Origin of the sequence: Streptosporangium minutum (assembly GCF_002149035.1) — a bacterium.
In the GTDB taxonomy this organism is placed as follows: Bacteria; Actinomycetota; Actinomycetes; order Streptosporangiales; family Streptosporangiaceae; genus Streptosporangium; species Streptosporangium minutum.
Genome location: NZ_NGFP01000107.1, coordinates 16,267 through 29,994 on the forward strand (window position 1 = coordinate 16,267; position 13,728 = coordinate 29,994).

10 protein-coding genes and 1 pseudogene are annotated in these 13,728 nt (G+C 72.3%); 8 read left to right on the forward strand and 3 right to left on the reverse strand.

Translation table 11 applies throughout. The features are described 5' to 3' along the window. Nucleotides 1-192: 192 nt before the first annotated feature. On the reverse strand, nt 193-822 hold the full coding sequence (locus CA984_RS22680; protein WP_086575582.1) for a CG0192-related protein: 630 nt from the start codon (nt 820-822) through the stop codon (nt 193-195). A gap of 275 nt (nt 823-1,097) precedes the next feature. Between CA984_RS22680 and CA984_RS22685 the strand changes: the two genes are divergently transcribed. Beyond that, the gene (locus CA984_RS22685; protein ID WP_086575583.1) at nt 1,098-1,643 is read left to right on the forward strand and encodes a ferritin-like domain-containing protein; all 546 of its coding nucleotides are present in this window, start codon (nt 1,098-1,100) and stop codon (nt 1,641-1,643) included. 61 nt (nt 1,644-1,704) lie between these two features. Here CA984_RS22685 and CA984_RS22690 read toward each other — a convergent pair whose 3' ends face one another. Next, complete coding sequence (locus CA984_RS22690) at nt 1,705-3,024, reverse strand: carotenoid oxygenase family protein (protein WP_086575584.1); 1,320 nt, start codon at nt 3,022-3,024, stop codon at nt 1,705-1,707. 313 nt (nt 3,025-3,337) lie between these two features. Here CA984_RS22690 and CA984_RS48800 point away from each other — a divergent pair, with 313 nt between their 5' ends. Continuing rightward, nucleotides 3,338-4,633 carry a helix-turn-helix domain-containing protein gene (locus tag CA984_RS48800; RefSeq protein WP_086575585.1) on the forward strand — a complete coding sequence of 432 codons (1,296 nt, stop codon included), beginning with the start codon at nt 3,338-3,340 and terminating at the stop codon, nt 4,631-4,633. A gap of 84 nt (nt 4,634-4,717) precedes the next feature. Here the strand turns inward: CA984_RS48800 and CA984_RS45540 are convergent, their stop codons facing one another. Then, the gene (locus CA984_RS45540; protein WP_133061746.1) at nt 4,718-4,900 is read right to left on the reverse strand and encodes a hypothetical protein; all 183 of its coding nucleotides are present in this window, start codon (nt 4,898-4,900) and stop codon (nt 4,718-4,720) included. Between the two features lie 189 nt (nt 4,901-5,089). On the opposite strand from CA984_RS45540, the gene CA984_RS22700 reads away from it, so the two are divergent. The 6 genes and pseudogenes from CA984_RS22700 to CA984_RS22725 form a co-directional block, all read left to right on the forward strand. Further along, nucleotides 5,090-6,418, forward strand: a complete 1,329-nt coding sequence (locus CA984_RS22700; protein WP_133061747.1) for a helix-turn-helix domain-containing protein — start codon at nt 5,090-5,092, stop codon at nt 6,416-6,418. 832 nt (nt 6,419-7,250) lie between these two features. Next, on the forward strand, nt 7,251-9,179 hold the full coding sequence (locus CA984_RS47285) for a S9 family peptidase (protein ID WP_086575587.1): 1,929 nt from the start codon (nt 7,251-7,253) through the stop codon (nt 9,177-9,179). Continuing rightward, nucleotides 9,128-10,453 carry a serine hydrolase gene (locus CA984_RS47290; protein ID WP_242676113.1) on the forward strand — a complete coding sequence of 442 codons (1,326 nt, stop codon included), beginning with the start codon at nt 9,128-9,130 and terminating at the stop codon, nt 10,451-10,453. Before CA984_RS47285 ends, CA984_RS47290 begins: the two co-directional genes overlap by 52 nt. Before the next feature lie 9 nt (nt 10,454-10,462). Next, complete coding sequence (locus CA984_RS22715) at nt 10,463-11,803, forward strand: serine hydrolase domain-containing protein (protein WP_086575589.1); 1,341 nt, start codon at nt 10,463-10,465, stop codon at nt 11,801-11,803. Then, nucleotides 11,796-12,668: a serine hydrolase gene (locus CA984_RS22720; RefSeq protein WP_242676114.1), complete on the forward strand. Its 873-nt coding sequence runs from the start codon at nt 11,796-11,798 to the stop codon at nt 12,666-12,668. The genes CA984_RS22715 and CA984_RS22720 overlap by 8 nt, the downstream gene beginning before the upstream one ends. A gap of 29 nt (nt 12,669-12,697) precedes the next feature. Continuing rightward, nucleotides 12,698-13,728: pseudogene (locus tag CA984_RS22725) on the forward strand (PucR family transcriptional regulator); the annotation flags it as partial.

Sequence of the window (13,728 nt, forward strand, 5' to 3'; positions counted from 1 at the left end):
AGGCCGTGTCCGTCGGCGCCACTCCTGCGGTGGTACGCCCCTCGCCGTCGTCCCGCGCCTCGACGGTGACCCGATCCCGACCGTACGGACGCGCGGGTGAGCTTCCCCCGCAGGACGGACACCTCGCCTGAGCCGTCCCCGCCCTCGGCCGGGTGAAGCCCACCGCCACGGCCCGGGGCCGGGCAGGGATCGCTAGCGAGGCGTCGCGGACGCCAGCGGCATCGGGGTCGCCTGACCGGGCCAGGTAGCGGTCAGCACGGCGCCGGTGAGTCCGGTGCCGGCTCCGGGGCGGCGGATGACGGCCAGCTCGACGGTGTCCGTCACGATCAGCGTCGGTTCGCCCTCGGCAACGCGCTGAATCGCGCCGATGGCGGGCGCCTCCGCGCCCTCGGCCGCACTGCCGGCGATGCTCATGTCGAGCTCGCGGCGCTCGAGCCGGCCGTCGACCTGCGTGAACTGCTCGGCCTGGCCGGTGTTCCCGAGGACCGCGTTCGCCAGCGCCGCGGCGTACACCGGGTCGCCGGCCCCGTCGTAGATCCAGCGCTTGCCCAGCACCGAATGCTCGGCGGTGCCCAGCATCCAACCGTCGCCACCGGCCAGGGGCGCGTCGCGGTACGTGAGCGGCACCTGGTGAACCGGCCCGTCGCCGATCCGGACCAGCATCGTCTCGATCCCGACCGCGCCGGCCGGGTCGTCGAAACGGAAGGCCGCCACCCGCAGCACCTCACCGGCCGGCCCGGTGTACCAGTCGCGGCCGGGCAGCCAGGCGGCCAGGAGTTCGAGTTTCGTGGGTCGCAGTGTGGCTTGATGGATCAGGGCCATGCGCCCATCGTAGCTACACGATCAAGGCGTCCTTCAGGTCGTTGAGGCGACGCGGGTGAGCTGCTCGACGGCCGCCCTGCTCACGTTCGCACGGACCCGAGTGGAGGGCCGAGCGGGTCCGTCGGTTCCCCCGCGGTCGTCACCGGGGCCCCTCGGCCACCCCGCCCGCACGGTGAATCGCCAGGTCAGCCGGTCGATCACCGCTCCGGGTCAAAGATCTTCCGTTGACGTCTCGCGGGACTTGATGGATCGGGGATTCGGGGTAGGGGGGGAGCATGGCTGAATTTCTGACCGACATCAAGGAAATCCGTGCCCGGGCACGTCAGGAGATCGACAAGGGGCCGATCACCTCCGCGTACGGCGCCGATCTCCCCCGGGTGATCCAGGTGTGCAACGAGGCGCTGGCCACCGAGCTCGTCTGCGTGCTCCGCTACAAGCGCCACTACTACACCGCCAGCGGCATCTACGCCGAGCCGGTGGCGGCGGAGTTCCTGGAGCACGCCGCCGAGGAGCAGGAGCACGCCGACCGGCTCGCCCGGCGCATCGTGCAGCTGGGCGGCGAGCCCGACTTCAACCCGGACACGCTGACCACCCGTTCGCACGCGGAGTACGACGCCAGCCTCGACCTGGTAGAGATGATCAAGGAGGATCTGATCGCCGAGCGGATCGCGATCGCCTCCTACACCGAGATCGTCCAGTGGCTCGGCGACGGTGACGTGACCACCAGGCGCGTCTTCGAAGACCTCCTCGCCCAGGAGGAGGAGCACGCCGACGACCTCAAGGGGCTGCTGGACAAGCTTCCCGACGCGCTCAAGCGCTGATCCCCCGGCGGGGCGGGCGCCGCGGCCGGTGTGAACGGTCGCGGCGCCCGTGGTGCCGCCGTCAGCCGTCCTGGATCCAGGAGCCGTGGAAACCGGCCGGCACCCGCCGCGGCAGCCGTACCGAGGCCACCCGGGACAGGTCGACGGCGTCGAGGACCAGCAGTTCGGAGCCGACGCCGGGCCCGCCGGTGACGATGGAGAGCAGCCAGCCCTCGTCCTCGCCCCGTGCGTCCTCGGCGGGGACGAAGACCGCCTCGCCGGCCATCCGGTCCGGTCCTGTCTTGTGGAGGGTGCTCGCTCCGCTCCGCACGTCGTATTTGACGATCGCCCCGGAGGAGACCGCGTAGAGGTAGCGGTTGCGGTCGCCGGTCCGGCCGTCGTGCAGCGTGGGGAACTCCACGTCGAGGTCGTCGAGCTGCTCCTCGCGGGCGGCGGTGCCGGGAGTGAGGACATACCGGTGCAGGTGGGCAGTCCCGTTCACGGCCGCCCTGGCCGCCGGGTGGGCACTGCCGCCGATGCCGTCCCAGACGGCGGCGAACCCGGCGGGGGTGTAGCGGACGGTGTCGAGCACGACGCGGCCGGAGTCGTCCTCGTGGGCGTTGGCCGTGTGGAAGACGTAGCACGGGTTGACGTCGGACCAGGTCACGCCGGCGTCGCCGGTGCGCGGCATGACCCCGAGGCGGGCGCCGTAGCGCTCGTCCCACCGGTACGGCATACCGCCCTCGGCGAGCGCCAGGTCGAACACGACGGGCAGATCCATCCACACGACGTGACCGGCGGTGATGGCGAAGTCGTGCATCATCGTCGGCCCCGGTACCGGGATCTCGCGGCTCTCCACGAGCTCTCCGGCCGCCGAGAGCCGGTGGTAGGTGAGATAGGGCGGTATGAAGCCGTAGCCGAAGAAGAGCAGCTCGCCGGTGAGCGGGTCGCGCTTGGGATGGGCGGTCATGGCGGTGGTCAGCAGGCCGCCGAAGTCGCACGGGCCGACCGTCCCCAGCTCTGCGGTGAGTTCGTACGGCAGGCCGTTCTCGACCAGCGCGAAGATCTTGTCCCCGTGCGGGAGGACGTGGGTGTTGGCGGGCACCGCGGTGAGGTCGACGGAGAGGTCGTCCCGGACGAAGGGCGCGTCCTCGGTGAACGCGCGGGTCCGCACCCAGCGGTTGCGATACCACTCGGCACGGCCGTCGCGCAGCCGTACGCCGTGCACCATCCCGGGCCCGGTGAACCAGTGGCCGGGGTCGCGGCCGGGCAGCGGGTTGGGGCCGTTGCGGAAGTAGCGGCCGGTGAGCGCGGGAGGAAGGGCCCCGCTGACCGGCAGGTCGAAGGCGTCGATCTCGTCGGGCACCGGGGCGAGGAAGCCTTGCAGGTAGAGCGGGGTCATGGGTCGCCTCCTCCCTCTCCTCGACGATGACACGCCGGAGCCGGACGGCTCCACCGCACGCGCATCAAGGGCCGGGCAAGACGCGCCCTGCCGCCGCGGCTCCCCGGCCGGCGGTCCCGCCCGCCGGGAGTGCCCGGATGACACGCCGATCAGGGGCGCTGATCAGCAAATTGGGCTGTAAGGGTCATAGCATTTCCTAAAGGTGTGAATGATGCCGTAGCGGGATGTGAAGGATGCCTGGGGCTTGTCGAGCACGCAGACGTCCGGGCGCAGGCTCGCTGCCCATCGAATGGTCCGTGTGCGAGGGATAATCGTGTCTACTGCTACAGCCCCAGTCGGACAGCGCATCAGAACCGCTCGCCGCCAGCGAGGCATCTCCCAGGCGGAGCTCGCCCATCCGGAACTGTCGGACAGCTACGTCTCTCTCATCGAGAGCGGCAAGCGGACCGCGCCGCCCGCGGTGCTGGAGCTACTGGCCGGGAAGCTCGAATGCTCCCTCTCCTACCTGGTCAGCGGCGTGACGGCCGAGCAGCGGGAGGAGCTCGAACTCGGCTTGAGGCGTGCCCGGCAGGCGCTGGACGGCGACAGGGCGGCCGAAGCGCGCACCCGCTACGCCGCCCTGCTCGCCGAGGACGCCGTCGCGAGCCTTCCCCACCTGCGCCAGGAGGCCGAGCTCGGCCTGGCCGGCGCTCTGCGGGCCTGCGGCGAACTCGACGAGGCGATCACGCTGCTGGCCGGCGTGCGGCACCGTGACGCGGCCCAGATGCCCGCCGAACTGTACGCGAGCGTGACCCGCGCGCTGTCGGAGTGCCACCGCCGGCAGGGGGACCTGGCGGCGGCCGTGCGGGTGGCCGAGGAGGTCCTGGATGGCGCGGCACGGCCGGCCTGGAGCGAGGAGCACGTCCGGCTGGCCGCCGAGCTGCTTCTCTCCTACGCCGAACGCGGAGACCTGCTGCGAGGATGCCAGTTCCGCGGTGAACTGCTGGCGGCCGCCGGCCGTCTCGGCACCCCCGCGGCGCTCGTCGCGGCACACCGGGCGGCCGCGGTGCTGGCGGTGGAGAGCGGGCACGGCGAGGAGGCGCTGGCACACGTCGAGCGGGCCCTCGCCGCCCAGTCCGAGCTCGGCGACCCGCCCGGCCTGAACCGGCTGCGCGTCGCGTGCGCCGGGATCGCGCTCAGCGCGCGGCCCGCGGACGCCGGCCGGTGGCGCCGGCTGCTGATCGCGGCGCGGGCCGAACCGGCCGCCGGCCCGGCCGGCGCGGCGGAGGCGCTCGACCGCACGATGAACCTGATCCGTGCCGAGCTGCTGCTGGGCTCCCCGGAGGCGGCGGAAGGGCACCTGGCGGCGGTGCGCGACCAGATCGAGCACCTGCCGCGCGATCGGCAGGCCGAGATCCGTCTCCTGGCGGGCCAGACGATGGCCGGACTCGGGCGGCGGCGCGAAGCGGTGCGCGAACTGGCCGCCGTGGCCGCGTGGCTGCGGGAGGCGCCCTCCACTCGGCGGACCTCGCGTTCCTGGCTCGCCGTCGCCCGGATACTGCAGGAGGTCGAGGAGCCGGGCGACAGCGTCGCGGCCTACCAGCGGGCACTGACCTGCATGGGCCTGTAGGTCCGCGGATCTGTCCGATCAGCCCCGAAGGGGCCGCGGAGCCGTCGGCGGGCCGGCGCCGCCAGGCCCCTCAGCGGCCGGTGCCTACTCGTAACAGCACAGGCCGCCGCCCTCAAGGGTCGGCGGCGACGAGGCCTTCACCAGCGGGGCCGCGGCCTGCTGAGGGCTCTGCACGGCTGGGCCGGCCGTGCCTGTGCCCGCCGATCCGAGGACAATGGACAACGCGGCCGCCGTGACGGCGATTCCGGCCAGTACACGCCTTTTCACAGATACCTCCGTGACATTTTATGGATCATCATGAGGATTGTCTCCTGTGTCGCAGGTATGACACAACGCCCGAATATGGATACCGGATTGGCTTTGGTGAAGCGAGGGGGGGCGACGTTAAGATGCGCTCTTGAGATGATCCACATCAAGGGTGGATTCGCATCCTGTGCGGCATCCAGGGAGTCCGACGTGAGCAGCACGAACGTAGGCGGGCGTCTGCGGGCACTGCGCAAGCAGCGCGGTATGACGATAGCGCAGGTCGCGGAGCCGGGACTGCGCGAAGAAGACGTGGAGGCGATCGAGGACGGCATGCGGGATGCGAGCGCCCCGGAGATAAGGATCCTGGCCGACCGGCTGGGCTGCTCTCCCGCAGAGCTGGGACACGGCATCACCGACCGGTACGTGGCGGCCCTGCATGACCGGGTGGCCCGGGCGGAGACGGCTCTGCGCCAGGGGCGGGTCGAGGAGGCAGGACAGGAGCTGGCGCGGCTGATCGCCGAACCGGCGCTCCGCCATCTGCCCGACCTGCGTCGGCGCGCCGGCTACGGCTACGCCCTGGCGCTGGAGGCCGCCGGCAACCGGCCGGCCGCCATCGAACAGCTGACGGTCGCGCTGGACGAGGCGTGCTCCGACCACGCCGAGACGACGGCCGCGCTGGCGGGCGTGGAGGCGCAGCTCCGCGAGCAGCGCATCTCGATCGCCCTGGCCCTGTGCCGGTGTCACCGGGAGGTGGGCGACCTGCCGTCCGCCGTGCGGGTCGGTGAGGAGGCGCTGGAGCGGGAGGTGCCCTCGGGGTGGACCGACCGGCTGGTGGAGCTGGCCTCGACCCTGCTGGGCGCCTACGTCGAGCGCGGCGATCGGGAGCGGATGGCGCAGTTCGCCACCGACCTGCTGGAAGAGGCCGACCGGATCGGATCACCCCGCGCGATCGCGGCGGCCTCGTGGAACAGCGCGGTGGTGGCGCGCATCCTCGACGATCCGCTGGAGGCGGACCTGCTGAGCAACCGCGCCCTGCGACTCCAGGCGGAGCTGGACGACGGGCTGGCGATGGGCCGGCTGCGGATGTGCATGGCCCAGTACGCCCTGCGGCACGGGCCGCAGGACGTCGAGCGGATCGGGCAGATGCTCACCGACGCCCATGCCGAGCTGGTGGCGGCCGCGGCGCACCCGGGCGACATCGTCTCGTGCCGGCTCGCGATGGCACGCCTCGACCTGCTGCGCGAGGAGCCGCAGGTGGCCCTGGAGCGTACGTTGTCGGCGGTGGAGCAGGCAGTGGGCATGGTGGGGCCGGTGGCGGTGGAGGCGCACGAGCTGCTGGCGGAGATCTACCGGGCCCTGGGACGGCTGGAGAAGGCGGCGCTCGCCCAGACCAGGGCGGCGCAGGCGCTGGAGAGGATGACGGCGCTGCGGCCGGCTTCGGCGGCGTGGATGGTCGTCGCCGATCTCCACGGTGACGCGGGCCGGCCCGATCAGGGACGCGCGGCGCTGGAGCAGGCGCTGATGTGCGCGGCGCTGTAGGAACCGGCGAGGCGCCGGCGCGGGGAGTCCGGCGCCGGGTCCGGCATGCCTTCTCCGCGCCCGCCCGCCGCGGCCCTCGCGGGCCCGCCGGCACCCGGGCGAGCCGGTGATCGAGTCGCCGAGTGCCGTGATCCTGACGGCCGCCGCCCGCGCCGGCACCGCCGTACTCACCAGAAGGAATCCGGGGGTCACGGCCGCCGCCGCCACGACCGCCGGAACCGAACCGCTTCCGCGCATCGCTCACTCCCGCCGTAGTCCGGGCCGATGCTGGGCGCGCTTCTCCCGGGACGGAGAGCGGCAGGCTCGCTGACCTGTGAGGATGGTGCCGGCCGGCGTGTGACTTTCAGCCGTCTGCAAGGTTGGGCCGGATGGCTGAGGCGCCGGGGCGCGGCCGCCCCCGAATTCATGGACCATTTAATTTTATGATGATTTATGGCCGCCGGTTTCTCGCGCCGGACTTCTGTGTGTTTTCCGCAATGGCTGGATGTGACCCCGGGGAATATCGGAGGCCGTCCTCTCGTGGCGAATATCGCCGGCCATAACGGGCGGGAAACCGCAGGCCGGGAGGCGGCGTCCGAGCTGATCGGCCGGTTCGGCATCGGTGTGCCCTCCGCCTTCGTCGTCGCGACGGAGGCGGTGACGCGCGTCCGCCGCCCGGTTCCACCGGCCGGCGGACGGGACCGGGTGGTACGTGATCAACGCGGGTGCCGGGGCTGAAGGCGGCGTGGAGCGTGCGCCGTCGCGAGGCGATTGGAGAACGGCACAAACGGATCGGGCCCGGTTCGTCATGGAGACCGAAGAAGCGGTGACGGACGCGGCCTAACGTTCGGACATGCCCCGCCTCTCCCTCAGCGACCTCTACCGCATCGCGGTACCGGAAGATCCCCGGCTGCGCCCCGGTGGAAGCGGCGTCGCCTACGTGGTCGCGACCGCCGACCGGGAATCCGACGACAACCGCTCCGAGATCTGGCTCGCGGCACCCGGCGCCGAGCCGCGGCGTCTGACGGGCGGCCCGCGCGACTCCTCCCCGCGCTGGTCGCCCGACGGGCACTCGCTGGCCTTCCTCCGTCCCGTGGACGGGAAACCGCAGATCCATCTGCTGCCGATGAACGGCGGCGAGCCCCGCGTCCTCACCGCCGCGCCGCTGGGCGCGGGCGCGGCGGTCTGGTCTCCCGACGGCACCAGGATCGCCTACGGCGCGCCGCACGGCGATCCCGACCCGCACGCCCCGGTAGTGGCCGACCGTCTGGAGTACAAGGCGGACGGCGCGGGCCTGCTGCGCGGTCTGACCACGCAGCTGTCCGTGGTGGACGTGGCGACGGGGCAGACCCGGCAGATCACCTCGGGTGACTTCCACGCGGGCGAGCCGTCCTGGTCGCCGGACGGGCGGAAGCTGGCCTTCGTCGCGAGCATGGAGCCCGACCGCGATCTGGCCGTCACGGGTGCGGTCTACTCGGTCGACGCCTCGGGCGGCGAGCCCGAGCCGCTCACCGGCGCCGGCGTGATCTGCACGGGTGCCTGGTGGCTGGGCGGGCGGCTGCTGGTGGCGGGATACGCCGGCGACCCCGTCGGGCACACCCGCCTGTTCAGCCTCGGGCCGGACGGGCTCGTGGAGGTCGAGACCGGGCTCGACCGCAACGTCATGGTGGGCGCGCCCGGCTATCCCGGCGCGGCACCCCAGCTCGCGGGGGACGACCTGATCTTCTGCGCCCGTGACAGAGGACTCACCCACCTGTACCGCGCCCCCGGCGAGAAGATCGTCGGCGGGGATCAGGTGATCTCCGGCGTCAGCGCCGCCACCGGCAGGATCGCCTACGTCGCCGCCACGCCGTACAGTGCGGGCGATGTCTACCTCGCGGAGTTGCCCGCGGGCCGGGCCGACGCCCCGCCGGGCGACGGTCCGGCTGTCCGCGACGCGACGGCGCCGGGTGTGACCAGGCTCACCGCCTACGCGCTCCCCGACGTCGAGCTGTTCACCCCGCGCAGCCGTACCTTCACCGCCCCCGACGGGACAGCGGTCGAGGGGTTCGTGCTGCGGGACGAGAGGCTCACCGAGCCCGGACCGCTCCTGCTGGACGTGCACGGCGGCCCGCACAACGCGTGGGCGCCGGTCTTCGACGGCGTGCACCTCTACCACCAGGTGCTCGCGGCCCGGGGCTGGACCGTGCTCACCGTCAATCCGCGCGGCAGCGACGGCTACGGTGAGGCGTTCTACACCGCCGCCCTCGGCGCCTGGGGGGTCGCCGACACCGGCGACTTCCTGAGCCCGATCGACGAGCTGGTCGCCGAGGGCCTCGCCGATCCCGACAGGCTCGCGGTGACCGGCTACAGCTACGGCGGCTACATCTCCTGCTGGCTGCCGACCCGGACCGACCGGTTCAAGGCGGCCGTCCCCGGCGGGTGCGTCAGCGACCTGGTCAGCATGGCCGGTACCTCCGACATGGGATATTTCCTGAAGATGTATGAGTGCGGCGGCGACCTCGCGAGCCAGTCCCCGATGACCCACGTCGCCCGGGTGACCACGCCCACCCTCATCCTGCACGGCGAGAACGACGACCGGTGCCCGGTCGGTCAGGCCGAGCAGTGGTTCGCGGCCCTGCGGGAGCGGGGCGTGCCGGTCCGGTTGGTCCGCTATCCCGGCGGCTCCCACCTGTTCATCCTCAACGGCCGCCCGTCCCACCGGGTGGACTACAACGAAAGGATCGTCGCGTGGCTGGAGCAATGGATCTCGACCGCTGGCACGACCGTCTCGCAGGGCTGATCGCCGAGTACGAGGTTCCCGGCGCGAACCTGGCCTTCCTGCACGAGGGGGAGGTCCACGAGTTCGCCGCGGGCGTGCTCAACGTGGACACCGGGGTGGAGGTGACCACCGACTCGCTCTTCCAGATCGGCTCGGTCAGCAAGGTGTGGACCGCCACCCAGATCATGCTTCTCGTCGAGCGGGGCGAGCTGACGCTCGAGACCCCGGTCGTCCAGGTCCTGCCGGAGTTCCGGGTCGCCGACCCGGAGGTGACCAAGACCGTCACGATCAGGCATCTGCTCTCGCACACCTCCGGCATCGACGGTGACTTCTTCCTCGACACCGGCCGCGGTGACGACTGCATCGAGAAGTACGTCGAGGCCTGCGCGGACCTCGCGCAGAACCACCCCCTCGGCGCCACCCAGTCGTACTGCAACGCGGGATTCACCATCGCCGGGCGCGTCGTCGAGCGCCTCACCGGCAAGGTGTGGGACGCCGCGCTGCGCGAGCAGATCGTCGAGCCGCTCGGCCTGACCCACACCCACACCCTGCCGGAGGACGTCCTGCGCTTCCGCGGGGCCATGGGCCACATGGACGGAGCGCCCGCCCCCGTCTGGGGCCTGATGCGCTCCTGCGGCCCGGCCGGGCTGATCTGCGCCCGTCCCGCCGACGTCGTCGCGTTCGCCCGCGCGCACCTGGGCACCGGGCTGCTCGCCGACCCGCGGGCGATGTGGGAGCCGCAGGTGGACATCCCCAACCCGTACACCCTCGGCAAGCAGTGGGGGCTGGGCTGGATCCTGGACGAGTGGCAGGGCCGCCGGGTCATCTCCCACGGCGGCAACACCATCGGCCAGGCGGCCATGCTCTGGGTGGTCCCCGACACCGAGACGGTGGTGTGCGTGCTGGCCAACGGCGGCCACACCGCCGCGTTCCAGCACGCCCTGGCCGCCGAGCTGTTCGACGAGTTGCTCGGCCTGGCCGTGCCGCCGGTGCTGGGACCGCCGGCCGAGCCGTTCGAGACCGACGTCGAGCGGTACGCCGGGGTGTACGAGCGGGCGGGCAGCCGGATGACGCTGACGGTCCGCGACGGCCGGCTCTCGCTGTACGCCGAGGCCACCGGCGCCCTCGCCGGGGTGCAGCCGCCCATGCAGTTCGACCTCGTCCCGGTGGACGACGTCACCTTCGTCGGCCGCCCGGAAGGGGAGCCGCAGTGGCTGTCGGCCGTCTTCTACGAGCTCGCCGACGGCTCGCCGTACGTCCACCTCGGTGTGCGCGCCACGCCGAAGATCGCTTGAGGAGCCGACATGCTTGAGAACCTGCAGGAACGTTTCGACGAGGCGGCACGGCGGCACGGCGTGCCCGGCGCCGCGCTCGCCTTCTGGGCGGACGGCCGGCTCGTCGAGGTCGCCACCGGTGTGGTGAACAGGAACACCGGCGTGGAGACCACGGTCGACAGCGTCTTCCAGGTCGGCTCCACCACCAAGGTCTGGACCGCCGCCCTCGTGATGCAGCTGGTCGACGAGGGGCTGGTCGAGCTGGACCGCCCGGTCGGCGACTACCTGCCGGAGTTCGCCGTCGCCGACGGCGCGGAGAAGGTCATCACGGTCAGGCACCTGCTCACCCACACCGGCGGCTTCGACGGCGACCTGTTCGAGGACACCGGGCGCGGCGACGACTGCCTGGACAAGTATGTGGACTTCCTGCACGACGCGGGCCACGTACACGCCCCCGGCGCCCTGTTCTCCTACTGCAACGCCGGGTACTGCGTGCTCGGCGCCCTGGTCGCGCGGGTGCGTGGCGCCACGTGGGAGCGGGTGATGCGCGAGCGCCTGCTGGACCCGCTCGGCGCCACGCACTCGGCGCTCCTGCCCGAGGAGGCCATCCTGTTCCGGGCGGCGGCAGGTCACATCGGCCCCGAGGGCGTCGTCCACCACGAGTGGGCCATGCCGCGCTCCAACGCCCCCGCGGGCTCGACCATGTGCCTGGCCCCGCGCGAGCTGGTCCGCTTCGGCCGGATGTTCGTCGCCGGAGGTCTGGCGGAGGACGGCACCCGGCTGCTGTCGGAGGAGTCGGTCGCGGCCATGCGGACCGGGCAGGTCGACGTGCCCGGGGTCTCCGGGCTGCTCGCCTCCCGCTGGGGCCTGGGCTTCGAGCTGTTCGACTGGGACGGCGAGGTCTGCGGTCACGACGGTGGCACGATCGGGCAGAGCACGTTCTGGCGGGTCGTGCCGGGAGCGGACTTCGCGATCGCGATGAGCGTCAACGGTGGCGGCTTCCTCGGCCTGCTCGCCGATGTGGTGCTGCCGGTGATACGCGAGGTCACCGGGCTCCCGGTCCCGGACTTCCCGGTCCCGGCCGGGACGCCGCGGGCCGTGGACCCCACGCCCTACGCCGGCAGGTACGAGGGGCCGGTGATCGCCTATGAGGTGACCGGGGCGGACGGCGGCCTGGACATCACGATGATCCCCGACGAGTACATGGTCAGGACGGGCACCCCGCGCACCACCACCCGCTTCGTCCACCACTCCGGCCACTCCTTCATCGCGGCGGAGCCGCAGGGCGGCGGGCACGAGACGATCACCTTCGTGGTCGAGGACGGCCGTGCCGCCTACATCCACAACGGCCGGGCGCTGCCCCGTGTGTGAGGTGCTGCGTGAGGCGTTGCGTGAGGCGTTCGGCGACGCGGACGTGGAGGGCTTCATCCACGTCCGCGACGTCGACGGCGGCGCCGAGATCGGTCTCGGCGCCGATGAGCCGGTCGTGCTCGCCTCGGTGTTCAAGGTCCCGATCGTCCTGGAGTACGCCAGGCAGGCCGCGGCCGGGACCCTGGAGCGCACCGAGCGGCTGACCGTCACCGCCGCCGACAAGGACGGCGGCATCGGCACCTCCGGCTGCGCCGACGACGTCTCGCTCACCCTGCGCGACCTGGCCCACTTCATGATGACCATGAGCGACAACGCGGCGACCGACGTGCTGCTGCGCCGGGTCGGGCTCGGCAACCTGCACGCCACGCTGCGCGAGCTCGGCCTGGAGCGCACCCGCCTGATCGGCGGCTGCGCCGAGCTGCTCGGAAGCGCCGTGACCGAACTGGGCCTCTCCGACGAGGAGGAGCTCGCCGGGGTGAGCGAGGAGCGGATCCGGGCGCTGTCGATCCTCGACCCTGAACGGACCACCTCGGGCACCCCTCGCGAGACCACGACCCTGCTCAGTAAGATCTGGCGGGACGAGGCCGGCCCCCCGGAGGCCTGCGCGGAGGTACGGAGGATCATGGGCAATCAGGTCTGGCCGCACCGGCTCTCCTCGGGGTTCGGCGACGAGGTGAAGGTCTCCGGCAAGACCGGCACGCTCTGGGGCGTCCGCAACGAGGCGGGTGTTGTGGAGTATCCGGACGGGAGGCGCTACGCCGTCGCGGTCTTCCTCCGGACCGGCTCGCTCGGTTTCCGGTTGCCCAAGGCCGACAGGGTGATCGGCCACGCGGCCCGTGTGGCCATTGATCACCTAAGAGAATAATGTCGCTCTATGTCCATTATCGTGAACGGATGACCAACCGGCCCCGAGCCAGTCTGCAGCGGATCCTGGAAGACCTGGGCAGCACCGTGCTGGACGTGGCGGCCTCCCCCGGGGAGCTCGACGCCGAGGTCACAGGCGTGCACATCTACGACCCCCTCGACGAGCTGCTGCTCCCCGAGGGGGGCATCCTGCTCGCCGTCGGGGTCGACCGTGCCGAGCAGATCTGCGCCCTGCTCGACGCGGCGGGCCCGGCGGCGGGCGTCGTCGTCAAGCAACCGGTGGACGTCGACGAGCTCGTCCGGGCGAAGGTCCTGGAGACCGGGGTGGCGGTGCTGGGTCTCACCCGCGCCGCCTCCTGGGCGCAGGTGGCCGCGCTGCTGCGCTCCCTGCTGGCGGAGGGCGACCTCGCCGGACCGGGGGAGGCTCCGCCGGACGACCTGTTCGCGCTGGCCAACGCCGTGTGCGCGCTTCTGGACGCGCCGATCACCATCGAGGACCGGTCATCGCGGGTGCTGGCCTACTCCGGGCGGCAGGACGAGGCCGACCCCGGCAGGGTGGAGACCGTGCTCGGCCGCCAGGTGCCGGAACGGTACCGGCGGATGCTGGAGGAACGCGGGTTCTTCCGCCAGCTCTACCAGAGCCGTGAGCCGATCTACATGGAGCTGGACGACGACAGCATCAACCGGGCAGCGGTGGCCGTCCGGTCCGGGGACGAGATCCTCGGCTCCATCTGGGCCGCCGTGCGGGAGCCGCTGAGCGACCAGCGGCAGCGCGCCCTCGCCGACGCGGCCAAGATCGTCGCGCTGCAGCTGCTCCGGCAGCGGGCCGGGGCGGACACCAGGCGGAGGCTCCGCGCCGACCTGCTCTCCACCGTGCTGGCGGGCGGCAGGGACGCGGCCGAGGCGGCCGGCCGGCTCGGCGTCGCCAGCGGGCGGCTGTGCGTGCTCGCGGCCCAGCTCAGCGGCGGATCGCACGCCGACGCCGCCCACCGCGAGAGCGACAGGCAGCGATACTGCGACGCGCGCGCCCTGCACGTCGGGGCCATCCATCCCAAGGCCGC